This window comes from Obesumbacterium proteus, assembly GCF_001586165.1.
GTDB classification, from domain to species: Bacteria; Pseudomonadota; Gammaproteobacteria; order Enterobacterales; family Enterobacteriaceae; genus Hafnia; species Hafnia protea.
Map to the genome: position 1 here is coordinate 2,347,415 of NZ_CP014608.1, position 26,055 is coordinate 2,373,469.

Here is a 26,055-nt window from a genome sequence, read left to right on the forward strand (position 1 = left end):
CATTCAGAGGAAATAAAATGGCTGCACCAATCATGAAGTATTTCGCATATGAACATCTTCCAGCTCATCTACAGGAAGTTAGCAAGCCAATCGGCGAGCTAGCAAAACTGATGGATGAGTCATTGGCTGATGGTGCTGAAAAATCAGCAGGTCTGCGCAAATTACTTGAAGCTAAAGATGCTCTGGTTCGCGCTAAGCTCGGCTAGGAATTACAGATCTATACCCACGCCCAGTACTTAAAATAATAGGAGGTGACCATGCGGGAAGAAGAGCTAAAAAGGCTTGAACCCTTAAATCTCCTGATTTATCAGGGTAAAGCATCCGTTACCACTTTATAGCCTCACTTCGGTGGGGCTTTTTTACAACTGAAGTAAACCATCAGCGCCACGCTCGGCGCAATTCTACCGTAGAACCTTTCAGGATAAGCCTTGAGGAGATCAGCAGTGGTCTGATGAACCCTCTACGGGCTGGTTCTTCCTGAGCGCAAGGTTTATCACTAAAAGGAAGTCATCATGCAATATCCAACGAATATTGTTATCGAAAATATGCCAGTTCGAAATACAGAATTTGGTACTTACAATCTTAATGATTTACACAAGGCGGCAGTGGCGGCTAAGAAGGCCAAGCTTTGGCAAAAGCCAAGTAAGTTCCTTAAAGCAGATGGTATCAAGGGTTATGTCGATGAAGTGACCAAGGAGCTAAAAAGCACCTTGGAACAAAATCAAATACTTAGAACCATTCATGGAGGCTCCGAGCGAGGTACGTGGGCGCATGAGCTTATTGCTCTCAGATACGCAGCTTGGTTATCTCCAGCATTTGAATTGAAGGTATATCAAACATTCAGAAGCGTGATATTAGGGCAGGTTAGTAAGTTTGCTCAGGCAAACCTGCTAGAGCTTAAATATCAGTCTAAAAAGCGTCGCGTGAGTACTGCCGCCAGAATAATGAACAAATGGGGTGTTGGTGGTGAGAAAAACCAATTGGAGTCTCAGCGTAAATTACTAGCTGAAGAGATTCAGGTTACGATCCCCGGTCTGCCGGAGGGAAAACCATGATGAATAATGAAACCTCATGTGATTTCTTCTGCTCTCGCGTGGCAGAGGCTTATTTACTTCACCTAGTGGCTATATGGCGTCGTCCAATCTACCGATATGCAACTGGGGATATTGAAGTAAGCCACTCATTCTTATGGGGTCTCCTCGACGGATATCCAAAAGACCGAATGACAAGTAGCTATAGAGCAAAGTTTTACTCAAAGCTTCTGAAAAAATTTGATCCCACTCCAGCCAAAGGCGCAGTGATATGCGGCGGTAAAGTTCCAGAGCTAAGCAAGCGCGGCATAAAATATATGAACGCCTTAGTTCATGGATTTGGCGACATGCTAGAAGACATTGGCGACAGGGATGAATATGGGCTGCTAACGATACCGAAAGGTGAGCTCAATGACCAAATCTGAATACAATCGTATTGATTACATAGAAGAAGTCATGGGAAACGCATTTAAGCTTCTCGATACGGGAAGAGTGGCAGCGGCTAAGGAAATTATTCGCGCAGTAAATCTTCAATTACGAGTGCTAAAGCGCACAGGCGAAAAGCGATACGGTAATCCAAGTAAAGCGGAAGAATGAAGTCAGTTAGCACCTCTGCGAAGCGGGGCGAGTCTGGCTAACAAAATTCATTTACCACTCAGTGGTCGTGTTAGTCCATCCCTCTTCACGTAAACACATCTCTCGCGTTTAACAAAGACTCCCTCCAGTAATACTGGTTCTCCTCGGGACGAGTGCGCGGAATAAGATGTAAGGGATAACGCCGGGGTTTTGCACGGTTTGCCCCTCATGGTTCGCGGTGACTGCGATGGCGGATGAAATGTCACTGACAGCCGGAACAGACGGCTCACATTACAGATGGTTCTTACGAGAGCCATGTTTAATGACAATCAAAAGGAATCGACATGGAGCTAACTGAACACCAGAAAGCCCTATTCGATGATCTGACCAAATTACAGCAGAAGTTTGCGTTAGGCATCGTTAAGGGGCTTAGCCAAATAGATGCATATAAACAAGCGGGCGGGAAGGCAAAAAAGGATGAGACGGCCAGTGCTTGCGCTAGCGAAATCCTAACCAATCCTAAGGTGAAAGCTTTCATTGACGAGATGAACAAAGAAGCTATCTCTGATGCCGTTATGTCGCGTCAGGAGGCTCTTGAGCGCCTTAGTTTGATGGCAAGGGCATCACTGCATGAGATGGTCGAGTTTAGCGAAGCAGAGTGCGGTACTGACGATAATGGCAATCCGATTATTCAGGCCGGATGGCGATTCAAGAATTCCGCGCTACAAAGCGCAGGTGCCTTATCTGCTATATCTGAGCTGACTGCTGGGAAACGTGGAATATCGATAAAGCTCCACGACCCAAAGGCGGCAATAAAGCAACTGGCCGATTTGCAGGGATGGGAACCGCCAAAAGAGTCGAAGCTAACCATCACTGCGACAAAACCACTATCGGAGCTTTTTGAAGATGACGATGCTTAATCCAGTATTCAAGCCGTTTATCAAGCCACACCGCTACAAGGTAGCTAAGGGTGGGCGGGGTAGTGGTAAGTCGTGGTCAATTGCAAGGCTCTTGGTTGAAATGGCGCGAAGAGGCTCATATCGATTTCTCTGTGCTCGTGAGTTTCAGGCCAGCATAGCCGACTCAGTTATTCAGCTGATCGCAGATACGATAGAGCGCGAAGGGTATAACAGCGAGTTTGAGATCCAGAAGGTCTACATCAGGCATATTGCTACCAACAGCTTGTTCATGTTCTACGGAATTAAGAACAACATCACAAAAGTGAAATCACTGGAAGGTATCGACATTTGCTGGGTAGAGGAAGCTGAGGCGGTAACCAAAGAGAGTTGGGATGTGCTGATCCCAACCATTCGAAAGCCCGGTAGCGAGATATGGGTAAGCTACAACCCGAAGAACATTTTGGACGATACACACCAAAGGTTCGTTATCAATCCACCTGATGACATTTGCCTACTAACGGTTAACTGGAATGATAATCCTCACTTTCCTGATGTTCTGCGCCTAGAGATGGATGAGTGCAAGCGTAAAGACTTCGATCTTTATCAGCACATTTGGGAGGGGCAGCCAGTAGCGGATAGCGACCTTGCTATCATCAAACCTTCATGGATTGCCGCAGCAGTAGATTCCCATATCAAACTCAAATTCACTGCGTCTGGTGCCAAGAGAATCGGCTTTGACGTTGCAGATGAAGGGGAAGATAGCAACGCCATCACAATGGCACACGGATCAGTTGTTAAGGATGTGCAGGAGTGGAGTCGTGGCGATGTAATCGAGTCTGCCAACCGAGTAAACCAGTATGCAGACAGCATCAGTGCTGACAAGGTTATTTACGACTCAATCGGCGTTGGTGCTGGCGTTAAGGCGCAGCTCAATCGCATTGCCAGAAGTCAGGTAGAGGGATTCAATGCCGCCGCCGCTGTATTTGAGCCTGATAGTGAATACATGCCAGGTAAAACAAACAAAGACATGTTCTCCAACCTAAAGGCACAAGCTTGGTGGATGGTTAGACAGCGCTTCTACAATACATGGAGAGCGATAGAGCATGGTGAAACCTTCCCTGATGACCAACTAATAAGCCTTTCATCCGATATCAAAAACCTCGAATACCTCAAGGCTGAACTTTCACGCCCACGCGTTGATTACGACAATAACGGCAGAGTGAAAGTTGAAAGCAAAAAGGACATGAAAAAGCGCGGCATCCCGTCGCCTAACATGGCCGACTCCTTGATCATGGCCTTTGCGCCAACTTCTAATGCTCTGGCAAGGCTAAAAGCTCTTGCCGGTTAAGGTGAGGCAATGGCTAAACGTAGCAACAGACAGCAAAAGAAACTCAATAAACAACAATCACGCATGGACAGTTATCAAAATGTGTTCATGAACATTGGTACTGGCGGTGACAGGTCGGCATACAGTCGGATCCGCTTCGCACATCTGCTAACCAGAACGACATTAGACAATATTTATCTCGGTGATGGGCTGGGTCGTCGCATTGTCGATTTGGTTGCCGATGAGATGTTTCGCGCCGGATTCACCATTGAAGGTGCCAACAACGAACCGGAGATCATGTCTCGGTGGGATGAGTTAAATCTGACACAGCATTTCACTGATGCAGTGGCATGGGCTCGTCTCTATGGTGGATCGCTGATGTTGTTCGGCGTAAATGATGGCGGTGAGCTAACGTCAGAGATTGGCGAGGGGAGTCTAGAGTTTGTTCGGGTGTATGACCGCTATCAGGTTCAGCCTTTCCTCCGCGACTTAAATCCGGAAAGCCTGACTTACGGGGAAATCATCCAGTACCAGATTAACCCTATATCCGGCACACCGTACTACGTACACGCCAGCCGGTGCCACATCTTCGATGGTGAGCGGTTGCCAAACCAGATACGTCACCAGAACCAAGGATGGGGCGCATCCTGCTTACAGGGTATCTACGATGCACTAACCGATTACGGCATGAGCCATAACCATGCAACAAGTCTGCTGGAAAGAAAGCAACAAGGCGTATGGTCTGCTGCTGATTTGGCTGAACTGTGTAAAGACGGTGAAGGTAGGGACGTTGTTCAGGCACGTCTTAACATGGTGGATATGACCCGCAGTAACGGGAATACCATTGGCGTTGATGCTAATACTGAGAAGTATGAGCTATTGAATGGCGACTTGTCTGGTGTAGTTGATGTTCAGGATCGAAAGCAACTCCGTATCTCTGCATTAACTGGTATTGATGAGCAAATCCTTTTTACCAAGACACCAACTGGGCAAGGTGCTGACAAAACCACGGTGCCTGAGTCATGGAAGCAATTAGTTGGACGTAAGCAAAAAGATGAAGCGCGACCAGCTATTGAGAAAGCAGTTACCTTCCTCACGACAGATAAAACGTGGACTATCAAGTTTAACCCTCTATCTGTGCCGACCGACAAAGAGCGGGCAGAAACAGCTAATCAATGGTCACAGGCCGACGAGCGTTATGCTCAGCTTGGTTGGGTTAGTAATGATGAAGGTATTGCCACCCTCAAAAAACGCGGTGGGTATGTCTATCCGGAGATGAATGATGGCTAGAGTATGGCTTCATCCCTACGGTGTAGAGCGTGACTACACAAACGCTTTGGTAAAGGCTACACGGCAATTCAACAAAGAAATCGACTCATCATATGGTGACATACGTTTTGATGGGTGGCAGGACGATATGGCGGCTATTTTGGCTTATCTGCGCAATGCAGGTAACCGGATATTCCAACCAGTCATTGAAAGGCTTCCGTCCTTCTTCTCACTAACCAGCCAGTTCAACGATAAGCAATGGCGTTTAATCGTAAAGGGTGGGACTGGGGTAGAGCTACCCACATCACAAGCCATTATCGCAGGTCAAACAACGGTACCCACTTCATTCGGCGTACTCGGCGTTGACGCCTATAGAGCAGAGCCTTGGTTGCGCCAAATGCAAGAGCTATGGGTATCTGAAAACACTCGTCTGATTAAATCTATTCCTGCTGATGAGCTATCAGACATGGAAGGCATCATTCAACGTGGCGTGATGAACGGCTCCAGTGCTGACACCATAAAAAAGCAGATTCAGGAGCGCTACGGCGTCACTGAAAGGCGAGCAAAGCTTATCGCAGTTGATCAGATAGGTAAGGCCAACTCTGCACTAACAAAGCAGAGACAGGCAGACGCTGGAATAGATGGTTATATCTGGCGTGGCGTTCTCGATAATCGTGAAAGGCAAATTCATGTTGATCGGGAAGGGAAGCGCTTTAAGTGGTCAAGCCCACCATCCGATGGACACCCCGGGCAGCCAATCCGCTGCCGCTGTTATGCCGAACCTGACTGGTCGGGCTCAGTTTTCGATATCGGCGAATAAATAAGGCAATCAATGAAGACAGTATCTCGATTTGATGTGGGAGAACTCCGCGCGTCTGTAAATGAGGACAGATACCTTGAGGACACACCTGTAGTTGGGCGTGTCGGTATCCAAATTTACCGCAATCCAGACGGATCAGAACGTCGCGAGTTTCGCCCACCGGAGGAAGTGTTTAACGCAGACTCACTGGCAAGCTTCAAAGGAAAACCAATCACTATTGGTCACCCCGGAGCAGTCAACTCAAAAAATGCCAAAAAGCATATGGTCGGCACCATGCTGGAACCAGCTAGACAGGATGGTGAAAACGTTGTTGTGCCAATCATGGTGTATGACGAAAACGCCGTTACATCAGCGACCAGCGGAAAGACTAAGCAATTATCGCTTGGCTATCGCTTAGACCTCGATGAAACACCGGGTGAATGGAATGGACAGCGTTATGACGCCGTGCAGCGAAACATCCGCATCAATCATTTAGCTCTCGTCTCAAAGGCTCGCGCCGGAGACGTGGCAACACTAAATCTCGATGGTGATGAAGAAATCGCCCTAGATGATGACGACAACCAACCAAAAGGTAAAACAATGCAGAAGATCCGCTTAGACAGCGACCTTGAATATGAAGCAGCCCCCGAAGTGGTTGTTGCATATCTGGCGCTGAAACAGGATGCCGCTGACAAGCAGACAAAGCTTGATGAGGCTAATACCACAATCTCAACCATCACCGCAGAGCGTGACACTCTCAAGGCTGATGCAGCTGAGTTTGAAACGAAACTGAAGCAGGCTCGAGAGGATGCGGCTGTAACTATTAAAGCTCGCGCCGAACTGGAAGCTAAAGCAGAGAAGCACGGTATCAAGTGCGATGGGCTGGATGACATTTCCGTCAAGAAGTCGGTTGTAGCCAAGCTGAAGCCATCCATCAAGCTAGACGGTAAAGACGACACCTACATCAACGTCGCGTTCGATATGGCGATTGAGTCAGCTCCTATGGAGCAGCAGCGCAAAATCGTCAATCAGGATAAAGCGGAAACACGCAATGATGCATCTGAACTGAAAGGTTCTGCCGCAGCCCGCCAAAAGTATCTCGACCGCCTTCATGGCAAAAAGGAGGCTAAATAATGGCCGTTCAAACCTCATACGATAACAACATGCAGATCGCTATGCCGGGTATGCGTTCAGATGCAACTCATCAAATTACCGATGGTTGTAATGCTGCCCAAGGTGCTATTAAGCCCGGCTATGTTGTAGCTCGCGTATCAGTCGATAATGACAAGCGTGTAGTTAAACAGGTATCAGCCGCAGGCGGCGCCGCAAACCTGATGGGTATCTGCCGATTCAGCCACTATGGTTGCGTTACGGGTCAGTACGAGAATGGCGATGCCGTTAACGTAATGACATGGGGGCGAATCTGGGCGGTGACCACCTTGACAGCAGCGCCAACTATGGGGGCAGATGTAAATGTGCTTACCTCTGATGCTGATGCTGGGAAAGTGGCGGCAACTGGCGGCTCTCTGGCGCTTGGTTGGAAGTTCACAGGCCGATTCACCAACTACAAAAATAGCGCTGGTGAAACCATCCATCTGGCTGAAGTTCAGATCCGCAATCAAGCAACACAACCAGCAGCCTCAGAATAAGGAACGATAATGGAACAGATGAATTACGATGAAGCTGACTTGCAAGCTATTCAGCTTAGTGCAGCGGCTAATGGACTGCGACTTGACGAAGGGGAATCAATCTTCCTCGCTCGTGAGTTGGACTACGTTAAATCTAAGGTTTACGAAGTCGAATACCCTGCTTTGACAGCAACCACGCTTTTCCCAGTGACCTTTGAAATCCCTGCATACGCCAAAACATTCACTTACGGTGTAATGGACGCAACTGGTATGGCGCGAATCATCGCCGACTATTCAGATGATTTGCCAAACGTAGGGGTTAACTATCGCGAAGAAACAGGCAAGGTATTCAGCCTTGGTAACTTCTACGAATACGACCTGATGGAAATCCGCGCATCACAGGCAACTGGCAAAAACCTGCCAACTCGACTGGCCAATGCAGCCCGACGAGCTCATGACGTTAAAGTTAATGAGTTGGCATTCTTCGGTGATGACGCCTATCAGATTGTCGGGGTGCTTGACCATCCAAACATTCTAGTAACTACCTCTGCTGGCTGGACAACTGGTGAAATTGCGTCAGGTGAATTGGAAGATGCTGTATCTGCTATCGAGACCATCACCAAAGGATTGCATGCCGCTAACGTGATCGCACTTCCACCTAGCGCATTCAAAATCCTTTCTAAGCCGATGCCTAACACCAACACGTCTTACATGACCTACTTCAATACCCAATATCCGGGCATGCAGTGGATCCGTGTAAACGAATTGGAAGACATTGATGGAGCAGGTACTAAAGCTGCACTGGTAATGGAGCGTAACGCTGACAACGCCTCTATGGAAATTCCGCAGCCGTTCGAGCAATTACCTCCACAGGCGAATAACTTGGCAATCAAAATCCCATGCCATAGCCGCGCTACTGGCGTACAGGTATACCTGCCGCTGACTCTACATCTCATCAAAGGCATTTAAGAGGCTTCGGCCTCTTTTCTTTAAGGATTAACAATGAAGATCACTAACTCATCCGCACGTCTTTATTACATCGCTGGACAGAAACTGGCACCGGGTCAAACCGCAGAGATTGATGATAAATGGAAGGACAATAAAACCGTTCAGGCATCAATCACTAAAGGCGAACTACGTATTGCGGGAAAAGACGAAGAAGTAACCGCTACTGCTGTGGATAAGAAAGAGAAGGACAAAAAGTAATGAACATCGCCGCATTTGAAGGCCTAACGCCTCTGGAAATCTTCCGCAAGCTTGCGCCTGAATTTGCGGCTGTTCCCGATGAAGTGGTTCAGGGGTATATCGATTTTGCTACGTTTTATGTGTGTGTTGATGAATATGGAAAGGCCTATAACGTTGCACTAGCACTAATGGCAGCACATATCATGGCATCGCCGGGCGGATATTCTCAGGATGGATCATCTTCATCTGGTAAGGTTTTGTCACGCAAAGAAGGTGATTTGTCTATCACCTATGGCAATGTTTCCAGCGATTCCAGCTACCTCAGTGGCACCACATATGGAAACCTGCTCCAGTTGCTCCGTAAACGCATGGGGGCTGGTTTTTCTATTATGACGAGAGGAATAGTAGGAGGTTGCTTGTGTCCGTAAAGATAACGGATAACAAAAGGCTTTGGGATAACCTCAAGCAAGAGCTTAAAGCGACTGGAAGCAAAGAGGTAGTAACGGGCATTCAGAAGGGGGAGGTGAATGACGGCGTTCTTGTTGCCGATTACGCTACATGGAATGAGTTCGGGACTAGAAAGATCCCATCACGCCCATTCATGCGAACCTATTTTGACAATTCAGTATCACGACTTGAGAAATTCTCAGTGAATGGCGTTACTCAGGTATTGCTCGGAAAGGCCACGTTCATGCAATTTCTAAATGCAGCCGGTGTAGAAATGGTGAATGGAGTCAAGAAAAGCATTACTAATGGAGAGTGGGCTCCTAATGCTCCATTGACCGTGTCACTGAAGGGGTCATCAAAGCCGCTGATAGACAAGGGCGTGATGCTCAACTCAGTTACTTTCGCCATTCATCCTTATGGTAAATCGAAATGAGTAACCCATTCCGCAGACCTTACAAAGTGCTTACCCCTGCTCCATCTACGCTGGTTAACGGTGTGATTGTTGATGGTGAGATGGTGGAGTCTCAAGCCTATTTCAGCGTGCAAAGCATCAAAGACACGCAGGAGATTGAGAGTTTAGAGGCTGGGCGTAGGCTAACTGATTATCGCAGGCTATACAGCGATACCAAGTTGCAGATCACTGACGATTTCGACATGGCGCAGCCCGCCATTGTGGTGATTGACGGATTTAACTATGAGGTTAAGCACCGCGAACCATGGCAGAACGGCATCATCTCACACTATAAATATTATGTAGTAAGGAAGCGCGATGGCTGAAACCACGGTATCAAAATTTGTTCCTGATGCTGTTGAATCTGCCGCCTACCGTGTTCTATCTCAGTTAATCACCATCCCACTTTCCTACGCCAATCAGAATAACTCTCGCTTACAGCTACCCTATGCCACGTTGCGCGTATCCACACGCCTTACGGTCGGAAGGGATGAGCATGGAGAGGTTGATGATGGTGGCGTTATGCCCTCACATGGCGTTCGAGAGGGAACGGTGATGGTGAACGTTTACGGCGGAAGCGCCAGAGAGTATTGCGACGATCTGGTGAATAACATCAGAAAGACAACTAGCCGTTATCTCATGCGTAAAGAACGCTTCGTTATTAGCAACAATGCGCAGGTCAATGATCTGACAGGCCTACGTGATGAAGCAAACTTCGAAGCTATGGCAAACGTAGATTTAACATTTCGTTATACAGGCAAATATCTGGATGACGTTGGCCTTATTGAAACCGTTGATGCGAATGGCGACATCGGCGGCATAGAAACACACATCACTCTCGCCGTCACATCCGACTAATCAATACGGAGTTATCAAATGGCAGATTTGAGCCAAATCGCCAATGTGGTTATTTCGCTGGATACAGCGAGTATCGCTAAGGCGTCATTCGGTATTCCGCTCGCAGTATCGCCTACAACGGCTTTTAGTGAGCGGGTACGCAAATATTCAAGCTATAACGCAGCGCAACAAGATGGCCTAGATCCGCAAACGCTTAAGGCGCTTTCTGCTGTCTTTAGCCAAACACCAAGACCAAATCAGGCATGGGTTGGCCGTAGAAATGCTGTGTTAGTAAACCTAACGGTAACCATTCCATCGATTGTGGCAGGGAATATCTTTACGTTTAATGTAAACGGGACTGATATTACCTATACCGCGGCTAGCGGTGATGATGCTGAGGACGTTTATACCGGTCTGAATACAGCCCTTACCGCGCAATCTGTTATTGCTGCGCTGTTTACTGCAACGGCTAGTGCAGATGGGCTAAGTTTGACAATCAAAGCGCCAGACACAGCCACTGTTATTAAGCCGGTTACTAACTTGGGTATCTCATCCTCGGGGTCTGATGATGGATTAGCGGCTGATCTCAATGGCATTCAGCAAGAGGATTCAGGTTGGTATGGGTTTGCATTAGTAGAGCGAGGCGATGACCTCATCAGTGCAGCGTCGGCATGGGCAGAGACCCAAACAAAGCTGTTCTTTGCATGTAGTGACACTGCTGGCATTTGGGCTTCTGGTGATACAGATATCGCATCTCAACTGCAAGAACTGCAATATCTTCGCACTAGCTTGATCGCTCACAAGGCCGCAGCAACAGAATATCCAGAAATGGCATGGATGGGGCGTTGCTTTACTATCGCTCCGGGCGGCGAAACATGGGCGCTAAAAACTTTATCCGCAATCACACCAAGTAAATTCAGTGACACCGAACAGAGCTATGTATTCCAAAAGAATGCTAACGCGTATGAGAAATATGCGGAGAATACCTTCCTAATTAACAAAGGGAAGGTGGCCTCTGGTGAGTGGATTGATGTTGTGCGATTCCGTGACTGGCTGGTTGACACAATTCAGAAGAACATGGCGTCGCTGATGATCCGCCAGAAAAAAGTCCCTTATACCAACGGCGGAATTGCGCTGATTGTGAATAACCTGAACGGTTCGCTTATTCAGGGGCAGCAGGCTGGCGGTATTGCTCCTGATGAGCGGGATGCCGATGGCAATACAGTGCCAGGATTTAAAATCACCTATCCAAACGCGGCTGATGTGTCAGCAGATATTAAAGCAACACGCACTCTATACATTGAGTTCGTGGCGCTTTTAGCTGGTGCAATTCAACTGGTTGAGATTAACGGATCACTGACTTACAGCTATGAGGGCTAATTATGTCTGCTGAATTAACTGGCACTTATGACGGCTCTGAGGTGTTTGTCACTATCGGACCGCTACTGCTTACAGGGTTTAGTGATGGTGACTCTATCACTGCTCGTAAAAATGCAAACTTCTATGAATCAAAAGCGGGATTGGATGGTTCTGTCGGGCGCGCGCGCGTAACTGATAAGCGCGGTCAGATTGAATTACATCTTATGCAAACTTCAATTGCTAACGATGAAATCTCAGCACTGATGAATCTTGACTCGCTGACTGATGATGGCAAGGCCGTTTACCCAGTTTCGGTGACCGACTTCTCTGGTCGAACCGTTATTGCCGCAGGTCAGGCTTGGCTATACCAACTCGGTGATGTGGCTTTCTCAACCAATGAGGTTGGCGAACGTATTTACACCTTTGAGTGTGCAGACCTTAAATTCTCGCTAGGCGGGAACAACGTTTAAATAGGCCGCCTACGGGCGGTTTTTTATTGGGGATTAACGGAAATGGAATTAACCACATTTAGTATTGGCGATAAAGAGTTTAAGGCCGCGAAGATGAATGCTTTCGCCGCCGCAAAACATCTAGTGAAACTTAAGACACTTCTAGATAAAGGTCTGGCTTCAGGTGGTGATGCAAACGCCATTCAGTTGCTAGCCGGCATTGATGAAAAGACGCTGGAAGAGGTGATCATCCCAATTCTACGCGACTCATCCGTTATCAGTGTGAGCGATGAGAAGAAAATTGATAGCCCTAACGCGATTAACCTTGTGTTCACAGTAGACACGCTGTTCGACTTCTTCGAGCTGTGTTGGGAAGTGCTGAAGCTCAACTTCACCCCTTTTTTTACGAAAGTTCTCACCCTGTTTGGGTTAAGCCCAGAAGAGCTGGCAAATCGGGTTCAGTCACTGGCGAAAGGCGCGACACGGGAAAGCTAAGGGAAGATGTTGAAACAGAGCTATGGGTGTGGCGTCCAATAATGAGAAATATGTGTACGGTTGCAGAAGTGAAGTCAGGACTTATCACATGCGAAGACCTGCTCAAGCTTAATGCACTCATAGAGATGACCGACTATCTGAACACGCCAATGGAGAAGTAAATGGTTATTCGTGAATTACTTATCCGCCTCGGCCTTACCGGATCAGATAGCGTGGGGCGAGGACTGGACAGAGTAGACGGAAAGGTCGATAAAACCATTCAGTCATTCAATGCGCTTGGCGGTGTTCTTGCTACGGTATTCGGTGCTGTAACCATCTCAAACATTTCCAAAACTGCTGACACCATGCAATCGCTTGAGTCCAGGGTTGGCCTCCTTCCGCAAACTGTCGGTGATGTTGGTGAAGCTTTCGATGCGGTAGCTAAGAAGGCAACCGAAAACAGAATGGGAATACAGGCCTACGCGGAGGTATACACCCGTATTGGCAATGCAGCGCAGGACTACCTTAAAACCTCTGAAGAGGTCGAAAAGGTCACATCCACTCTGTCTCAGGCATTAGTAGTTGGTGGTGCTACCGCTCAAGAACAGGCATCAGCATTCCTTCAGTTTTCTCAGGCGCTAGGCTCAGGCACATTGCAGGGTGATGAGTTCAGGGCAATGGCAGAGGCTGCACCGCAGTATCTTGACCAGTTGGCTAAATCTCTGGGATACCCGAGAGGAGAACTGAAAAAATTAGCCAGCGAAGGGAAGCTGACAACCAAAGAAGTAATCCAGGCCACCATGAACATGAGTGATTACTTCAATAAGATGTACAAGCGGATACCAATGACCATTGGTCAGGCGCTCGTTCTGGTAAACAACAGGTGGTCGATGTTTATCAACAGGCTTAACCGCAGCAGCGGAGCGGTGACATGGGTAGCAAATAAGTTCCTGTGGATGGCAGACAAAGTAGAATATTCACTCGATATTGTTACCGACGCCCTCGGCGGCGCTGAGAACGCTGTAAAGATACTTGGGGTAGCGTTAGGCGCGGCTGGATTGGTCGGCGCTGTTTACCTTCTCTCTGCTGCATTTACTGCGTTAACTAGTCCTATCGCGTTAGCTGTTGGAGCAATAGCATTACTTTACCTTTTGTGTGATGATTTTGTTGCATGGTCGCAAGGTCGCCCTTCCATAATGGGCGATATTTTAGGCGATTATAATAATTATAAGAGTGGGATTGATAAATTCATAAATGCACTTGGCTGGATAAAAGACGCTGTTGGTGGGTGGAAGACGATATTTGAATCCTTTGCCGTATATCTTGCAGGTAAATGGTTAACTAGGGTGCTTGCTACGCTGGGTATAGCGACTAGAGCAGCCACTTCGACGGGAACCGCGATTGCTACAGCCGGTAATACTGGGGGGGCTGGAAAAGGAAGTGGATTTTTGAATAAAGCCTTGACAGCATCATTTTTATACCCAGCGGTTGAAGGGGCTATGGATAACTTGATCGGTGATACTTCATTCGGTAAATGGGCTAAAAATACGACTCTTGGTGATCTATACGGTAGTCGTGCTGTTGACTCTGCCACCTCAGTTAACCTAACTAGCCTATCCCCACCAAGGACGTATCTTGGTAATTCTATTGGCGGTGTTGGTGGTATTCCATCTATCGATTACAAACCAAACATAAACTTGACCGTGAATGCTGCAACTAGTGACCCGAATGATATCGCTGATGCCGTTGAAACGGCGATTGGAAATCAGGCTAGAGATTTTATTTCTGGATTTGGAAACACTCTAAACTTTAATACAGGGGGCTAGCATGGCGACTGATGTGCTTGGCTTTCTATGGAATACATCTGGAGACAGTACATTCCGACTTAATGACCCATCTATCGGCAATCTAGAATTCGACACGTTAGATCAGGAGACACACGAGTGGAATCGTGATGTAACAATGAACCCTGTAGAGAATGGTTCACCGATATCTGACCATATTATCAGGCAGCCAAGAAAGCTCACGGTTGCGGGCATGATCAGCAATGCGCCGGTAACCGGTGTTTTAACACAGCTATCAAATGCCTTAGCTAGCGGGTTTTCAGGTGAGGATCGGGTCAACACAGCAATCAAGCTACTTGATTCGCTTTACCAATCTAATGAATTAGTCACCATCTATACCAAAAATTACACCTACGAGAACATGCTTCTTCAAGCAATAAATATACCTCGTAGAGCTGGCGATGGGGATGCGGTTAACTTCACTATAGATGCCGTTCAATGCAATATCGTTAGCACTGCAACTACTGAACTTCCACCCGGTGTTGGCGTAAAAAAATCTGGCAATGGAACGTCTGGGACTTCGAAGGCTGGAACATCCAACTCATCAGATCCGGCAACGGCTAATCGAGCGACGCCCACTAAGGATAACGGTAAAAATACCGGTTCAATTCTCAAACAGGCATCTGATGGTTTATCTGGGGCTAGCGGAAAGTTGGGTGATTATCTAGGTAAAATTATAGGCGGTGTTACGTAATGACCCCATTAAATTTTCAAGCAGGGTTTACTGACCAGACGCTTCAGGCTGTGTTTGATGACACTCCTGTATCTCTAAGATTGCGGTGGAATGAGAGATTCGGATTCTGGTCGTTGGGTATTTATGATCGTGAATCTGTTCCCATCATAACTGGAGTAAAGCTTGTTCAGAATTACCCATTACTAAAGAACTTCAGTCTCGATAACTTTTCTGGCGATCTGTATTTCATTCGTACCTATGGCGAGAAAACCAGACCAGATATTGACTCCATTGGTGGAGATCACCTTTTGCTCTATGCCTCTAAGGAAGAGATAAATGAGTTTATTTCTACGAACGGGTGAGATAGTTGTTGGTCAGCCACAAGGCGATGCGGTTAGCATTAAAGACCTGAGATTTGAATTCGACATCACAAAAACAGCCAGCAAAACAGCCAATCAAGCCTCTCTTAAAATCTACAATGCAGCTCCAAGCACGATCACCATGCTCGAGACAATTAATAATATCGTTATCATCAAAGCTGGCTACGTAAACGATATTGGGGCTATCACCATATTCACGGGAACCAATTGCCGCAGCCTAACCTATCAGGACGGGCCAGATACCGTTACAGAAATGGAGCTGCTAGATAGCGTTATTCCTCTTCGTGACGCGAAGATCAGTGTTTCATTCCCCCCAAATACCTCTGCGATGACGGTACTTGATGGCGTCGCCAAAAACTTTGGATTACCCATTAAGAAAAGCATTAGCAAGGTACAGGATAAGCAGTATGTAGGAGGGTTCGCCTATAACGGCAGGGTGCGTGATGCTATGGATAGGATTTGTAACTATCTTGGGCTTGAGTGGAGCGCACAGGATGGGGAAATTCAGATCATCAAGAAGGGCGGAGTTTACGCAGATACGGCGGTTGTCCTGTCGAAAGACACTGGGATGATTGGATACCCACGCCGCGAAGCAAAGACGATGACCGAGAAGACTGCCGCTAAGCAGGGGATTAAGTACGGTCAAAAAGGGATTGTGCGCACCGTTGTTGATGTAGAAGACCCCACCGCGAAGTTGAAGGATAGGGTGACTCTTGAGGTGCAGGGCTACAGGGTGAAATCACTACTTAATCCGGCGATTTATCCAGGCGCTTATGTGCAGGTGAAATCGCGCGGGATTGATGGTGAGTTCTTTCGTGTGGAAGAGGCGCGTTATAGCGGTGATACACATGGGCAGGAATGGAGCGTAGAGGCGCTATTGAGGTTCATTTAATGGCTGATAACAGTGATGTGGTTGAAGCGTTAAGGCGGCTCGTAAGCACTGAAATGGACACGGTTAACACTGCATTGCCGTGTACAGTCGTCAGTTATAACGCTGGAAGGGTAACCGTAAAGCCGGATGGAGAGAAAATCTATTCAGATGGTGATACGAACGCTTACCCAGTTTTAAGCGACCTTCGAATGATCTGGCCACAGTTCGCCGGTGGTCAAGCTGGCATTAAAGGGCCAGTTATGGCTGGTGACCAGTGTTTCTTGATTGTTTGTCAGCAAGCAATAGATGGTAGTGATGATACTCGCCGTTTCGACATAATCGATTCTTACGTAATACCGGGAGCTGGCTATAGTGACGCCGTTCCAGGTAATGACGATATGCGCATGTATCATGGTGATGCATTTATAGCGATAGATGCCAATGGGAAAATAACGATAAATGCGCCGGGCGGAGTAGAGGAAACAACTCCACTTCATACCGTTAAGGGACAAATGACCGTTGAAAACATGTTCACATATCAAGGTGGAATGACTGGTTCTGGCGGAGTTGGTTCAGTGGCAAGCATTACTGGGACTATGAATGTAACTGGCGATGTAGTGATTAACGGCATCAAGATTGCCACACATAAACACCCTGGCGATAGCGGTGGAACAACAGGGGAGCCAGAAAACTAATGATTGATTTCAGACTAACCGACAACAAGATTGTATTCACTAATGGTCTTTTACAGTTTGTGGATGGTGCTGAGCGCGTCAGGCAGCAGGTCGAGTTCAGACTTAACATGTGGCGCGGAGAGTGGTTCCTTGATAGTCAATTCGGAACGCCGTACTTACAAGATATTCTCGGTAAGCAGGTAACGCTTAATGGTGCGCTATCAGCCATCCGTACAGAAATCCTCGCTGTAGAAGGTGTTACCGGCATAGTTGAGTTTACCTACAGCTTTGACCGGGCAGAGAGAAAGCTGAGTATCGAGTTTACAGCCAACACTGATTACGGGTTGGTGCAGTACCCCTGATAAATAACCCCTTCAATATGCCTCGCCATTGTGCGGGGCTTTTTTATGCCTGAAATAAGGTGCATATGGCTGATTACATTACTGCGACAGGCTTTGACAAGCCGACATTACCGGAGATGGTTCAGGAAATCGGTGATGCAATGGAGACGGTCGTTGGACCGATTAACAGAGAGGCTGATTCGACCACCGGACAGTGGATCGGAATTGAAGCTGAGCAAAATGCAATTCACTTTGAAACTGAAGAGGAGTTGTGGGCTAGCCGGTTTCTTGCTTCTGCTGAGGGATTCGCTCTTGATGCTCTTGGCGACTGGATGGGTGGCATTACCCGGCATGGTAAAACCACGACAAAAGTAAACGCCGTTATTTATGGCTCTGAATCACGACTTGTTCCTGCGGGCTCTTTAGCTTCTTTTGGTAATTACCAATTCAGACTGACGGCAGATTACACCATCTCACGCTCTACGCTTCTGGATGGAGAGGTGAGGGTGTCAAACAACACTCAAACCACCTACACGGTACGGATTGCCGGCGTTGACCATACCTACAACAAGATCGCTGGAGACACAGTAAACACTATTGCTACAGGCCTTGCTGCAGTAGTGGACTCAACAAGCCAGTATTCAGCTACAGCAAACGGCTCAGTAATCAGGCTCACCTCTGAAAACCTCATCGAAGGCTACGCAGTTTCGCTTAGCGCTGGACTGGCCTGGCAGCTTATTGGATCACCGGCAATCTTTGAGGCCACAGAAGCAGGTCCGATTGTCGTTCCTGTTGGCGGACTAAACAATCCGGTAAGTGCCATCACAGGATGGACTGCAGTTAACAACCTCGTTCAGGGGGCTACCGGTTCCGATCGGGAATCAGACACGGATTACCGCCAACGTTTATACCAGAGCAGAGCGTCATCAGGCGGCGCAGCAACCATTCCAGCAATTGAGACGCGCCTTATTACGGAAGTCAGCGGTGTAACCTTAGCCAAAGTCATTGAAAACGACACCATGGCTACCGTGGACAGCATTCCTCCAAAAGCCATCCACACTATCGTTTCAGGCGGGCTAGAGCAGGATATTGCTGACGCTATTTGGAAGTACAAAGGTGCTGGTATAGCGACATACGGCTCAATTGCGATCACTGTATATGACCGGTATGAAAGGCCGCATCTGGTTAACTTCTCACGACCCACTGAAGTAGATATTTACGTCAAAGTTGACGTTGTTCTCCTGGATACTGAGGAGCCTTTACCAGCTGCTGTTGTGGACGCTATTAAGCAGGGTGTTGTTGCTTACGGTGCGACTCTCGGCCTTGGTGATGACGTTATTACCCAGCGCCTTTATGGTTACATCTACGCCAATACAACCGGCATCGGGAAGATGACCATCACAGTCAGCACGGACGGAACTACGTTTGGCGAAGGTAATATTTCCGTAGCTGAAAACTCCTTTGCTTCGTTCTCCGCTGCCAATGTGGAGGTCACAGGTGTCTGATGAATGGATTGATATCGATTTCCTTGCGCTGATACGACAGAGGCCTACTGACTGGCTTAAAAAGGGCGGGCAGGTTCCTGACCTCTTTGCTGCTGTTGGTGTACTTCATCCTGAAATAGAAGCGCGCGCCAAATACATCTACCTGACACAAAGCATATACAACGCCCACGACATAGAGCTGGACAGGTTTGGTCAGTACGTTGATGTCGGCCGGGATGGAATGTCTGACGATGATTATCGACGGGCTATCATGCAGGCGAAACTGGCAACTTCCTTTAGCGGTACGCCAGATAACGTAATGGTCGTAACAGCGACAACCACTTCAAGTACGGATGTAGAGCTCGTCGAACTATCACCAGCAGCATTCAGTGTGCATGCAACAGGTCCATACGTACCAGAAAACATCAACGCTATCGTTGATCACGCTTCTGTTGCTGGCGTGAGAGCTTATTCGACCCATGATTACGGTCTAAATGGCTTTTCATTAGCTGGAATAGATATTTCCTCCGGACAGGCGCTTCAGGTCGGAACCAATACAGCAATGCAAGTTGGAGATGATACTGCGTTAGGTCTCAATCGCGGTTCGATTTTTATTAGTGGCTCTTATCTTGATGCTGCTGGCTCGGTATCCGGTGTGCTCGAAGTTAACGGATCATATCTAGGCGTAGCTGATGACGACTACCTTCTTATATTTTCCCGTGACTATGGCGTCACAGGAACAATGCTATGTGGCGCGATGCCTAAGTGAGTAATTAATGGCTATACCTTCCTTTGCTAACACAGATGTTACCTACCCTGATGGGCAGTCAAATAAAGAGCCTATTCCAGATGAAATTCTTGATAAAGGATTCGTTCCTCCGGTTCGTATGCCTGATGGATCCATTTCCGCAGGCAGCAAGTTGGCAGCTAATCATTTGAACACTTTGCTTCATGACCTTTACGCGCAGATAGCGGATCTCAATGCTCGTATTGCAGCGCTCGAGGGGGCTTGATGGCCGATATTACACTTAAGTACCTAACAGACCTTTCATCTGCCTCTGGAGCTGATGAAGGGGACTTATTGCATATTAATCAGAGCGGGAATGACCGATCTATCACCGTAGAAGTATTACTTAACGCAATGTTTAACATGCGTTATCCAGTTGGAAAAGTTGAATGGTTTTCTAATGGCATAAACCCTAACACGATATGGGTTGGTTCTACTTGGGCAAGATTACCAGGTGCAGGGAAAACTATTCGTCTTGCAAATGCAACTGGAAGCGATGTTCTGCAATCCGGTGGTAATGACTCGCTAAAAATCGCAGAGCAAAACCTACCGGCACATTCACACACAGTAAATCTAACTACGGATTTATATGACCATGGAACCATAGATACTACAAATAATGGCTCTCATATTCACACTGGTAATATTGGTCGTAGCGGAGGAAGTATCACAACAATAGCAGGCGCTACAGCTGACGTAGGATGGACGAGCAATGCCGTTATGAAAGCAGCAGGCGACCATGTTCACAAAACACAAATTGGTGCGCATTCTCACAAAGTAAAGGGGAACACCAATGACTCTGGGAGTGGCGAACAAGTAAATATAACCAATTCATTTATTAAACTTGCTGGCTGGTATAGGACCGCATAATGGCAGAACAAAAAGTAAAACTAACACAACTACCTGAAGCAACAGATACGATTGATGCAGCAGTACTACTAGTTAACCAGAACGAAACAGATCAGCGATTGCCGATTACCCACTTCTTGAGATCTAAAAATAACCTATCCGAACTTGAGAATAACGCACAAGCCAGAGCTAATCTTGGTGTGCCATCGGTTGAAGATGTAAACGACAAATTCGAGTATTTAATTGACGGTAAGAATACCTTCCTTAATGGAGCTACATTAGAGTCTGAAAGGGACTTTATCTGGGATGACAATAGTAAAAGCTGGTATTACTGGACTGGAGTGTTTTCTAAGGAAGTTCCGGCTGCATCTACACCGGAAAGCACTGGAGGGATTCAAGATGGCGCATGGAAGAAGGTGGGGTCAATAGAAAGCAATATTGATTCAACAATGGTGAGCGTCATGCCGCAAGGGAATCTTTCACAGCTTCTGATTTACGTCACTCCTGAGCAATTCGGCGCAATTGGTGACGGCACCGTTCATCCACTTTCCGAGCGTTATTCCACTCTTTCCGCAGCTCAGGCCGTTTATCCATTCGTCACTGCGTTAACTCAGACTATCGATTGGGCTGCGTGTCAGGCTGCTGAGAATTACGCTAGAGGGAAGTGCGAAATTAGGGTGGCAAAGTTCAAGAAATATCAACTTGGTGATAACTATTTGAAACTGGGGCCTTATTCATGCTGGATTGGCTCACCTATTAACGATTTCACATGGGAAACAGGCTTTATCAGGAATGTACCTTCTGACTATTCTGCGTATGCATTTGGACAACTTTGCATTGTGCGAGTAGGAGATGCATCTGAGTTTTCTGGTGCTGGCGTGACGGGAGAAAACGTCAGAAATATAACATTTAAAGGCTTCCAGTTGCGATGGAATGCCGCAAGGCATACCGCATCTAAAGGTATAGGGACAATGTGCCTACATCTTAATTATGCCATGAAAGCAAACCTAGATGTATCTTTATATGGAGGCGAATTTGCATGCTTCGGTTATGGGTGTTGGGGAACTCAAGGATCGATAAAGATAGACTCATGTCATAAAGGGGTTTATTGGGATGCTGTGAGTAAAACACCAGAAAAAACCAAGGAAGGTGGTAGCACTACCTCGCATAATATTGAATTACAAATAGACCATACAGTTTTCCCTGTTTATCTTCGAAACTGTAACTATGCTAAATTTCATGGCTGGTTTGAGGGGGCGCTTACATCAATGCCCCATTACGATTCTGCTAATGAAACCGCAATGGGGATAACGCTGGATACATGTGATGGTGTTATTTTTGATATGGGGGTGGAGGCGTGGCAAGGCTCCGTACTTAACTGCATCGGTTCGGTTGAGGCTAATATATCGTTTGGGATGCTTCCGGGGGAGGTTTTACCTGACGGGCTAGGTACTCAGGGTGTGGCGTATCGCATGCGCAGTCTTATGTCTCTACCAGATGAAACGGCAATACAAACTACAAACAGGAGCTTCACATATGTAAATGGGTACAGTACCGTAACCATTAATCATTTTATCCCCGCAGTATCCAACTGGCCTACGGGGCAAACTACTAAGTATGTAACTTCGGTTGATACTACTAGTAAAATTACGTTTCAGGACTGTGGGCTATATCTGGGAGGGGCGCATTCCCTCGGCGGTTCCGATGCCAGACTCAAGCTAGCCCCAGCAAACATCGCTAACATTGAGGCCATAGGTGGGATGTACATAGATCGCTATTTAAAGCCAAGCTCCTCATACGATTATGCAGGGAAATCTGTATCTGTGCATAATTCGTGGCAGGGCGCTAAGATTGCAGCGGATGGGACTGTTACCATAACCGCTCCTACAAACTTTAAAATAGTCGATTTTACGGCGATGGTAGGCGTCAGCACAAATAATCAGCCATCCGGTGTTGGCATAAAATCTAGCAGCGATACGTCTATAGTCCTCCAAACTACGGCTAACGCATCCTATGGTATTACCTATAAATTGTGGGTTAAACCTACACTATAAAGGCCCTTGCGGGCCTTATTTAAGATTTATGTAATAATGATCACCTGAGTAGATAATGAAGTAACGACTGTCCTTAAATGCAGGCATGTCTTTAATATCTTTTTTCAATAACCCCATCTCAGCATTTATTCCGTAATGTTTCAGCATTATCATTCCTGACCAGTTGTATAGCGGCATGACCATCCATTTAAGGGAAGGGAATCTCTTAAATTCCATGTCAGTAGCGACAGCGGTAGATATCTGGCCAGAGATATACACCTTTTTGCCATCCAGATTAGAAGGCAACGAAGATGCTATATCATAAAAAACCTTATCCTCTAGTGAGCGCTGAAGCTTGCTTGCATTCCCATATGCAGACGAGTAGGACAAGGAGAACATTACCGGAATAATGCATGCGATGGTGGTTATTCTTCTTGATGATAGCATGGAGGCAAGGTATCCAATCAGCAGCATAAACCCAGGCAAACCCATCATTACCCGAGGAGCAACCACAGTCTTATCGACAAAGATAAATGGTCCAACAATGGAGAACGTTGCCACTGCGATACCGAGTACCAAAACTGCAAAGCCAATGATTTTTGATACAAAGGAAAAATCAGACCTGATTAGCCTGCAAGCAAGCATTATCAAGCCAATAATCGCAATTGCAAGCGCCAGAAACCATGCCATGTATAGCGATTCATTAAACAGGCTTGAGGCAATGTTCCAGAATCTGCCAAAATTGTAAGAGAGGCTTTTTAGTGGGTCTTCTGCTTTTACAACAAGATCTGAGTGGACATTCTTAGACAAGAAGAATGGAGCCACACCCTTCATGTAGACTATCATCCCAATAATTGCGCTGGCTGCTCTTTCGACTGACATTCGCAATGCATCTGTTCCGCTTCCCCTACTGTAAAGCACGTAAGCTATTTCTATGGCGCACAAAGAAAGGAATACATTTATTGTTGCCTGATAGAGACTCAAGGCAAGCACAAGGCACACAGCCCCAAATAGCACCCTAACCGCCAACTTACATGACGCAGATATTTTAGAGTAAGGCAATACTGCAAGGAAAACTCCAAGCATCATGGGGAATGAATCAAAGTGATAAGAAAGATTTTGAAGGAAGAAAGGGCTTAATGAAAATAATGAAAAAACTAAGCCAGATGCAACTCCGCGGCTGATCGCGAACCGGCAATAAAGCATGACTGACGAAGCGGCAAGTAATGCGCCAGCCAGTACCAGAGATAACGGAAAGGAATCAACAACGAATCCCGAACCAAACCCAAGAGCCATGACAACAACGTCAGAAAGAGGACGGCCAAGTACACCCCAATACGCCTCGCCATTAGCTGCTCTAAGTATATCGTCCTGATACAAAACACCTGAAAGCAGGATAGGCAACACAAATAGAGCGGTAACACAAACAATTACCCAGCTCCCACTATCAAATCTATTCAACTTAAACATCTTTATTCCTTTTCTTCAGAATAAATCTCGGACGCTGCTTCGACTCAACATAAATCCTGCCAATATACTCACCAAGAACGCCAATACCGATCAATTGAACACCGCCTAAGAATAAAATTGCTGTCATCAAAGATGGATACCCCGGAACAGGGTTTCCCCAAATGAGTTTGTCAATAATCATCCATGCAGCATAAATAAAGGCGAAAGCAGATACACCGAGTCCAATATAAGTCCAGATACGGAGTGGAAACGTAGAGAAGCTTGTTATTCCCTCAAGGGCAAGGTTCCAGAGCTTCCAGCCGTTGAACTTAGATTCTCCCGCACATCGTTCGGCCCGAGAATACTCAACCACTTCAGTTTTACCACCAACCCAAGAAAGGATACCTTTCATGAACAGGTTACGTTCTGGAAGCTTCTGGATATTTTCGACCGTCTCACGAGACATCAGCCGGAAGTCACCCACATTATCTTCGATTTTTGGCGAGCTGATTTTGTTGTGGAGCTTATAGAACATTTCAGCAGATTTACGCTTCAGATGCCCGTCTGTAGATCGGTCAGTGCGTTTGGCTAGAACCATATCTGCGCCATTTTTCCACTTCTCAATGAGTAGCGGGATGACTTCAATAGGGTCTTGCAGGTCGACATCAATTGGAATGACTGCATCACCAGAAGCATTGTCAAGCCCAGCAAATAGAGCAGGTTCTTTGCCGAAGTTTCGCGTGAAGTTTAAGGATTTAACGAGTTTATCTGAAATAGATAGTGCATTAATAATGTCTTCTGTTGAGTCTTTACTTCCATCATTGATGAAAACAATCTCAACGTCATACTCTTTTAGCGGCTCATATTCACGAACTGCTTTATAGAAAATAGGTATCGTGTCTTCTTCGTTGAAGACAGGAACAACCAATGAGATTTTCACTGCTTTTCACTCCGGAAAACGATGAATTTAGAATAGAAGAACCCGCAAACTAGGCTAATCGCAGAGAAGGCGACTAGAGTAAATATTGGAGGCAATCCACATGCCTGAGACGCCCATCCTGTCGCGACGCTTAGCGCTCCCATAAACCCGATATAAAGCATATATCGCATGGTCGTAGTTTGAGCCTTGAATGTGAATCTGGCGTTTGCAAAGAAAGAGAAGGTGACAGCAACACAGAACGCAGCAAAGTTGCTGAGGGCTTGATCATCCTTAACACCATAGAAAATTATGGCAAAAACCATCCAATGAATGGCCGTGTTCACAACACCCACAGATATGTATCTGGAAAAAAGCTTAAGCATTTGTCAATAAGAGTAATTTTAAGTGATGGCAGAGTTTAGCATTTGAGAGGCTTTTGATCAGCTATTGATCGCATGTTGCCCTCACTTATGAGGGCGCCATCGGGTTCAGAGCTTATTTTGTGTACTGTATCTTTATTTCCTGCATATTCATAATCTTCCTAGATTTTACAACTGAACCCCTTCACAGCATCCCATTACATAAATACACTGTATATATGAACAGTTATTTTGTAGGTGACATATGGGCTTCCCATCCCCAGCAGCTGACTACACAGACAAGCCAATTAGTCTTGATGAGCTATTTATCAAAACACCGCACGCGATATACTTCATGAAGTGCCCAGACTATTGCCCAAGCGCTGGAATACTCAAAGATGCGCTACTGGTCATCGACAGCTCGAAGCGACCGGTCCATGGAAGTATTGTTGTTGCAGCGCTATGCGGCGAGTTCGTCTTGCGTCGATTACTGACTATGCCAGTGCCGTGTTTAGCAAAGCTGGAAAATTATGATGATGTGACGTTTGCAGATGAGGAGACGGGATTTGAGATATTCGGAGTGGTGACACATGTCGTCAATGATATGTCGCTGAGCGAGTTTGATGATAACCCGTGTATTTGAGAGAGCACTATCGCAGAT

34 protein-coding genes are annotated in these 26,055 nt (G+C 46.7%); 31 read left to right on the plus strand and 3 right to left on the minus strand.

The window, feature by feature from the left end; translation table 11 throughout:
- Positions 1 to 17: 17 nt before the first annotated feature.
- The 30 genes from DSM2777_RS11160 (at position 18) to DSM2777_RS24960 (ending at position 22,688) form a co-directional block, all read left to right on the plus strand.
- A complete protein-coding gene (locus tag DSM2777_RS11160; protein WP_061553699.1) occupies positions 18 to 206 on the plus strand; it encodes a hypothetical protein in 189 nt (62 codons plus the stop codon).
- Positions 207 to 512: 306 nt separating this feature from the next.
- On the plus strand, positions 513 to 1,055 hold the full coding sequence (locus DSM2777_RS11165; RefSeq protein ID WP_061553700.1) for a KilA-N domain-containing protein: 543 nt from the start codon (positions 513 to 515) through the stop codon (positions 1,053 to 1,055).
- Positions 1,052 to 1,456, plus strand: coding sequence for a hypothetical protein (locus DSM2777_RS11170; protein WP_061553979.1), 405 nt, complete (start codon positions 1,052 to 1,054; stop codon positions 1,454 to 1,456). The genes DSM2777_RS11165 and DSM2777_RS11170 overlap by 4 nt, the downstream gene beginning before the upstream one ends.
- On the plus strand, positions 1,443 to 1,628 hold the full coding sequence (locus tag DSM2777_RS11175) for a hypothetical protein (protein WP_061553980.1): 186 nt from the start codon (positions 1,443 to 1,445) through the stop codon (positions 1,626 to 1,628). The genes DSM2777_RS11170 and DSM2777_RS11175 overlap by 14 nt, the downstream gene beginning before the upstream one ends.
- 323 nt (positions 1,629 to 1,951) lie before the next feature.
- Complete coding sequence (locus DSM2777_RS23765; RefSeq protein ID WP_071889898.1) at positions 1,952 to 2,527, plus strand: terminase small subunit; 576 nt, start codon at positions 1,952 to 1,954, stop codon at positions 2,525 to 2,527.
- Entirely contained in the window at positions 2,514 to 3,854 is a 1,341-nt protein-coding gene (locus DSM2777_RS11185; protein WP_174521854.1) for a PBSX family phage terminase large subunit, read from the plus strand. The genes DSM2777_RS23765 and DSM2777_RS11185 overlap by 14 nt, the downstream gene beginning before the upstream one ends.
- A 9-nt stretch (positions 3,855 to 3,863) precedes the next feature.
- Positions 3,864 to 5,123: a phage portal protein gene (locus tag DSM2777_RS11190; RefSeq protein WP_061553981.1), complete on the plus strand. Its 1,260-nt coding sequence runs from the start codon at positions 3,864 to 3,866 to the stop codon at positions 5,121 to 5,123.
- Positions 5,113 to 5,922 carry a phage head morphogenesis protein gene (locus DSM2777_RS11195; RefSeq protein ID WP_061553982.1) on the plus strand — a complete coding sequence of 270 codons (810 nt, stop codon included), beginning with the start codon at positions 5,113 to 5,115 and terminating at the stop codon, positions 5,920 to 5,922. The genes DSM2777_RS11190 and DSM2777_RS11195 overlap by 11 nt, the downstream gene beginning before the upstream one ends.
- 12 nt (positions 5,923 to 5,934) lie before the next feature.
- Complete coding sequence (locus DSM2777_RS11200; protein ID WP_061553983.1) at positions 5,935 to 7,035, plus strand: DUF2213 domain-containing protein; 1,101 nt, start codon at positions 5,935 to 5,937, stop codon at positions 7,033 to 7,035.
- A complete protein-coding gene (locus DSM2777_RS11205; protein ID WP_061553984.1) occupies positions 7,035 to 7,550 on the plus strand; it encodes a structural cement protein Gp24 in 516 nt (171 codons plus the stop codon). Before DSM2777_RS11200 ends, DSM2777_RS11205 begins: the two co-directional genes overlap by 1 nt.
- Positions 7,551 to 7,559: 9 nt before the next feature.
- Complete coding sequence (locus DSM2777_RS11210) at positions 7,560 to 8,498, plus strand: DUF2184 domain-containing protein (RefSeq protein ID WP_061553985.1); 939 nt, start codon at positions 7,560 to 7,562, stop codon at positions 8,496 to 8,498.
- A 33-nt stretch (positions 8,499 to 8,531) separates the two neighbouring features.
- Positions 8,532 to 8,735: a hypothetical protein gene (locus DSM2777_RS11215; RefSeq protein ID WP_004094691.1), complete on the plus strand. Its 204-nt coding sequence runs from the start codon at positions 8,532 to 8,534 to the stop codon at positions 8,733 to 8,735.
- The gene (locus DSM2777_RS11220) at positions 8,735 to 9,142 is read left to right on the plus strand and encodes a DUF4054 domain-containing protein (protein ID WP_061553986.1); all 408 of its coding nucleotides are present in this window, start codon (positions 8,735 to 8,737) and stop codon (positions 9,140 to 9,142) included. Before DSM2777_RS11215 ends, DSM2777_RS11220 begins: the two co-directional genes overlap by 1 nt.
- Positions 9,133 to 9,594 carry a hypothetical protein gene (locus DSM2777_RS11225; protein WP_025796645.1) on the plus strand — a complete coding sequence of 154 codons (462 nt, stop codon included), beginning with the start codon at positions 9,133 to 9,135 and terminating at the stop codon, positions 9,592 to 9,594. Before DSM2777_RS11220 ends, DSM2777_RS11225 begins: the two co-directional genes overlap by 10 nt.
- Positions 9,591 to 9,938 carry a hypothetical protein gene (locus DSM2777_RS11230; RefSeq protein ID WP_004094694.1) on the plus strand — a complete coding sequence of 116 codons (348 nt, stop codon included), beginning with the start codon at positions 9,591 to 9,593 and terminating at the stop codon, positions 9,936 to 9,938. Before DSM2777_RS11225 ends, DSM2777_RS11230 begins: the two co-directional genes overlap by 4 nt.
- Positions 9,931 to 10,470 carry a phage neck terminator protein gene (locus DSM2777_RS11235; protein ID WP_061553987.1) on the plus strand — a complete coding sequence of 180 codons (540 nt, stop codon included), beginning with the start codon at positions 9,931 to 9,933 and terminating at the stop codon, positions 10,468 to 10,470. The genes DSM2777_RS11230 and DSM2777_RS11235 overlap by 8 nt, the downstream gene beginning before the upstream one ends.
- Before the next feature lie 18 nt (positions 10,471 to 10,488).
- Positions 10,489 to 11,829: a DUF3383 family protein gene (locus DSM2777_RS11240; RefSeq protein ID WP_061553988.1), complete on the plus strand. Its 1,341-nt coding sequence runs from the start codon at positions 10,489 to 10,491 to the stop codon at positions 11,827 to 11,829.
- Between the two features lie 2 nt (positions 11,830 to 11,831).
- The gene (locus DSM2777_RS11245) at positions 11,832 to 12,278 is read left to right on the plus strand and encodes a phage structural protein (protein WP_061553989.1); all 447 of its coding nucleotides are present in this window, start codon (positions 11,832 to 11,834) and stop codon (positions 12,276 to 12,278) included.
- Positions 12,279 to 12,320: 42 nt separating this feature from the next.
- Positions 12,321 to 12,752, plus strand: a complete 432-nt coding sequence (locus DSM2777_RS11250; protein ID WP_061553990.1) for a phage tail assembly chaperone — start codon at positions 12,321 to 12,323, stop codon at positions 12,750 to 12,752.
- 161 nt (positions 12,753 to 12,913) lie between these two features.
- The gene (locus DSM2777_RS11255; protein ID WP_061553991.1) at positions 12,914 to 14,557 is read left to right on the plus strand and encodes a tape measure protein; all 1,644 of its coding nucleotides are present in this window, start codon (positions 12,914 to 12,916) and stop codon (positions 14,555 to 14,557) included.
- Between the two features lies 1 nt (position 14,558).
- Positions 14,559 to 15,269, plus strand: coding sequence for a phage baseplate protein (locus tag DSM2777_RS11260; RefSeq protein ID WP_039189911.1), 711 nt, complete (start codon positions 14,559 to 14,561; stop codon positions 15,267 to 15,269).
- Positions 15,269 to 15,610 (plus strand): phage baseplate plug family protein, encoded by a 342-nt coding sequence (locus DSM2777_RS11265; protein WP_061553992.1) that lies wholly within the window; start codon positions 15,269 to 15,271, stop codon positions 15,608 to 15,610. Before DSM2777_RS11260 ends, DSM2777_RS11265 begins: the two co-directional genes overlap by 1 nt.
- A complete protein-coding gene (locus DSM2777_RS11270; protein WP_061553993.1) occupies positions 15,585 to 16,520 on the plus strand; it encodes a phage protein in 936 nt (311 codons plus the stop codon). The genes DSM2777_RS11265 and DSM2777_RS11270 overlap by 26 nt, the downstream gene beginning before the upstream one ends.
- Positions 16,520 to 17,194, plus strand: a complete 675-nt coding sequence (locus tag DSM2777_RS11275; protein ID WP_061553994.1) for a Gp138 family membrane-puncturing spike protein — start codon at positions 16,520 to 16,522, stop codon at positions 17,192 to 17,194. The genes DSM2777_RS11270 and DSM2777_RS11275 overlap by 1 nt, the downstream gene beginning before the upstream one ends.
- Positions 17,194 to 17,535, plus strand: coding sequence for a contractile injection system sheath initiator (locus DSM2777_RS11280; protein WP_061553995.1), 342 nt, complete (start codon positions 17,194 to 17,196; stop codon positions 17,533 to 17,535). The genes DSM2777_RS11275 and DSM2777_RS11280 overlap by 1 nt, the downstream gene beginning before the upstream one ends.
- 65 nt (positions 17,536 to 17,600) lie before the next feature.
- A complete protein-coding gene (locus tag DSM2777_RS11285; RefSeq protein ID WP_061553996.1) occupies positions 17,601 to 19,019 on the plus strand; it encodes a baseplate J/gp47 family protein in 1,419 nt (472 codons plus the stop codon).
- Positions 19,012 to 19,767 (plus strand): hypothetical protein, encoded by a 756-nt coding sequence (locus DSM2777_RS11290; protein WP_237087837.1) that lies wholly within the window; start codon positions 19,012 to 19,014, stop codon positions 19,765 to 19,767. The genes DSM2777_RS11285 and DSM2777_RS11290 overlap by 8 nt, the downstream gene beginning before the upstream one ends.
- A gap of 7 nt (positions 19,768 to 19,774) precedes the next feature.
- Entirely contained in the window at positions 19,775 to 20,011 is a 237-nt protein-coding gene (locus DSM2777_RS11295; RefSeq protein ID WP_061553998.1) for a hypothetical protein, read from the plus strand.
- Positions 20,011 to 20,655: a phage baseplate protein gene (locus DSM2777_RS11300; RefSeq protein ID WP_061553999.1), complete on the plus strand. Its 645-nt coding sequence runs from the start codon at positions 20,011 to 20,013 to the stop codon at positions 20,653 to 20,655. Before DSM2777_RS11295 ends, DSM2777_RS11300 begins: the two co-directional genes overlap by 1 nt.
- Positions 20,655 to 22,688, plus strand: coding sequence for a tail fiber/spike domain-containing protein (locus DSM2777_RS24960; protein ID WP_061554000.1), 2,034 nt, complete (start codon positions 20,655 to 20,657; stop codon positions 22,686 to 22,688). The genes DSM2777_RS11300 and DSM2777_RS24960 overlap by 1 nt, the downstream gene beginning before the upstream one ends.
- A 15-nt stretch (positions 22,689 to 22,703) precedes the next feature.
- Here DSM2777_RS24960 and DSM2777_RS11310 read toward each other — a convergent pair whose 3' ends face one another.
- The 3 genes from DSM2777_RS11310 to DSM2777_RS11320 are packed head-to-tail and all read right to left on the minus strand — an operon-like array spanning position 22,704 to position 25,418.
- The gene (locus tag DSM2777_RS11310) at positions 22,704 to 24,137 is read right to left on the minus strand and encodes a glucosyltransferase domain-containing protein (protein ID WP_061554001.1); all 1,434 of its coding nucleotides are present in this window, start codon (positions 24,135 to 24,137) and stop codon (positions 22,704 to 22,706) included.
- The gene (locus DSM2777_RS11315; RefSeq protein ID WP_061554002.1) at positions 24,130 to 25,056 is read right to left on the minus strand and encodes a glycosyltransferase family 2 protein; all 927 of its coding nucleotides are present in this window, start codon (positions 25,054 to 25,056) and stop codon (positions 24,130 to 24,132) included. Before DSM2777_RS11315 ends, DSM2777_RS11310 begins: the two co-directional genes overlap by 8 nt.
- Positions 25,053 to 25,418, minus strand: coding sequence for a GtrA family protein (locus tag DSM2777_RS11320; RefSeq protein ID WP_025796609.1), 366 nt, complete (start codon positions 25,416 to 25,418; stop codon positions 25,053 to 25,055). The genes DSM2777_RS11315 and DSM2777_RS11320 overlap by 4 nt, the downstream gene beginning before the upstream one ends.
- A gap of 241 nt (positions 25,419 to 25,659) precedes the next feature.
- On the opposite strand from DSM2777_RS11320, the gene DSM2777_RS11325 reads away from it, so the two are divergent.
- Complete coding sequence (locus DSM2777_RS11325) at positions 25,660 to 26,037, plus strand: HumD family translesion DNA polymerase (protein ID WP_061554003.1); 378 nt, start codon at positions 25,660 to 25,662, stop codon at positions 26,035 to 26,037.
- The last annotated feature ends 18 nt before the right edge of the window (positions 26,038 to 26,055 follow it).

What these genes read in the sequence shown, in the direction of transcription:
- DSM2777_RS11285 (WP_061553996.1), top strand. Translation starts at nt 17,601, where the DNA reads ATGGCTGATTACATTACTGCGACAGGCTTTGACAAGCCGACATTACCG.
- DSM2777_RS11275 (WP_061553994.1), top strand. Translation starts at nt 16,520, where the DNA reads ATGGCTGATAACAGTGATGTGGTTGAAGCGTTAAGGCGGCTCGTAAGC.
- DSM2777_RS23765 (WP_071889898.1), top strand. Translation starts at nt 1,952, where the DNA reads ATGGAGCTAACTGAACACCAGAAAGCCCTATTCGATGATCTGACCAAA.
- DSM2777_RS11245 (WP_061553989.1), top strand. Translation starts at nt 11,832, where the DNA reads ATGTCTGCTGAATTAACTGGCACTTATGACGGCTCTGAGGTGTTTGTC.
- DSM2777_RS11215 (WP_004094691.1), top strand. Translation starts at nt 8,532, where the DNA reads ATGAAGATCACTAACTCATCCGCACGTCTTTATTACATCGCTGGACAG.
- DSM2777_RS11325 (WP_061554003.1), top strand. Translation starts at nt 25,660, where the DNA reads ATGGGCTTCCCATCCCCAGCAGCTGACTACACAGACAAGCCAATTAGT.
- DSM2777_RS11260 (WP_039189911.1), top strand. Translation starts at nt 14,559, where the DNA reads ATGGCGACTGATGTGCTTGGCTTTCTATGGAATACATCTGGAGACAGT.
- DSM2777_RS11175 (WP_061553980.1), top strand. Translation starts at nt 1,443, where the DNA reads ATGACCAAATCTGAATACAATCGTATTGATTACATAGAAGAAGTCATG.
- DSM2777_RS11205 (WP_061553984.1), top strand. Translation starts at nt 7,035, where the DNA reads ATGGCCGTTCAAACCTCATACGATAACAACATGCAGATCGCTATGCCG.
- DSM2777_RS11185 (WP_174521854.1), top strand. Translation starts at nt 2,514, where the DNA reads ATGACGATGCTTAATCCAGTATTCAAGCCGTTTATCAAGCCACACCGC.
- DSM2777_RS11190 (WP_061553981.1), top strand. Translation starts at nt 3,864, where the DNA reads ATGGCTAAACGTAGCAACAGACAGCAAAAGAAACTCAATAAACAACAA.
- DSM2777_RS11230 (WP_004094694.1), top strand. Translation starts at nt 9,591, where the DNA reads ATGAGTAACCCATTCCGCAGACCTTACAAAGTGCTTACCCCTGCTCCA.
- DSM2777_RS11165 (WP_061553700.1), top strand. Translation starts at nt 513, where the DNA reads ATGCAATATCCAACGAATATTGTTATCGAAAATATGCCAGTTCGAAAT.
- DSM2777_RS11280 (WP_061553995.1), top strand. Translation starts at nt 17,194, where the DNA reads ATGATTGATTTCAGACTAACCGACAACAAGATTGTATTCACTAATGGT.
- DSM2777_RS11210 (WP_061553985.1), top strand. Translation starts at nt 7,560, where the DNA reads ATGGAACAGATGAATTACGATGAAGCTGACTTGCAAGCTATTCAGCTT.
- DSM2777_RS11200 (WP_061553983.1), top strand. Translation starts at nt 5,935, where the DNA reads ATGAAGACAGTATCTCGATTTGATGTGGGAGAACTCCGCGCGTCTGTA.
- DSM2777_RS11295 (WP_061553998.1), top strand. Translation starts at nt 19,775, where the DNA reads ATGGCTATACCTTCCTTTGCTAACACAGATGTTACCTACCCTGATGGG.
- DSM2777_RS11195 (WP_061553982.1), top strand. Translation starts at nt 5,113, where the DNA reads ATGATGGCTAGAGTATGGCTTCATCCCTACGGTGTAGAGCGTGACTAC.
- DSM2777_RS11300 (WP_061553999.1), top strand. Translation starts at nt 20,011, where the DNA reads ATGGCCGATATTACACTTAAGTACCTAACAGACCTTTCATCTGCCTCT.
- DSM2777_RS11235 (WP_061553987.1), top strand. Translation starts at nt 9,931, where the DNA reads ATGGCTGAAACCACGGTATCAAAATTTGTTCCTGATGCTGTTGAATCT.
- DSM2777_RS11320 (WP_025796609.1), bottom strand. Translation starts at nt 25,418, where the DNA reads ATGCTTAAGCTTTTTTCCAGATACATATCTGTGGGTGTTGTGAACACG.
- DSM2777_RS11270 (WP_061553993.1), top strand. Translation starts at nt 15,585, where the DNA reads ATGAGTTTATTTCTACGAACGGGTGAGATAGTTGTTGGTCAGCCACAA.
- DSM2777_RS11160 (WP_061553699.1), top strand. Translation starts at nt 18, where the DNA reads ATGGCTGCACCAATCATGAAGTATTTCGCATATGAACATCTTCCAGCT.
- DSM2777_RS24960 (WP_061554000.1), top strand. Translation starts at nt 20,655, where the DNA reads ATGGCAGAACAAAAAGTAAAACTAACACAACTACCTGAAGCAACAGAT.
- DSM2777_RS11220 (WP_061553986.1), top strand. Translation starts at nt 8,735, where the DNA reads ATGAACATCGCCGCATTTGAAGGCCTAACGCCTCTGGAAATCTTCCGC.
- DSM2777_RS11255 (WP_061553991.1), top strand. Translation starts at nt 12,914, where the DNA reads ATGGTTATTCGTGAATTACTTATCCGCCTCGGCCTTACCGGATCAGAT.
- DSM2777_RS11240 (WP_061553988.1), top strand. Translation starts at nt 10,489, where the DNA reads ATGGCAGATTTGAGCCAAATCGCCAATGTGGTTATTTCGCTGGATACA.
- DSM2777_RS11170 (WP_061553979.1), top strand. Translation starts at nt 1,052, where the DNA reads ATGATGAATAATGAAACCTCATGTGATTTCTTCTGCTCTCGCGTGGCA.
- DSM2777_RS11310 (WP_061554001.1), bottom strand. Translation starts at nt 24,137, where the DNA reads ATGTTTAAGTTGAATAGATTTGATAGTGGGAGCTGGGTAATTGTTTGT.
- DSM2777_RS11265 (WP_061553992.1), top strand. Translation starts at nt 15,269, where the DNA reads ATGACCCCATTAAATTTTCAAGCAGGGTTTACTGACCAGACGCTTCAG.
- DSM2777_RS11250 (WP_061553990.1), top strand. Translation starts at nt 12,321, where the DNA reads ATGGAATTAACCACATTTAGTATTGGCGATAAAGAGTTTAAGGCCGCG.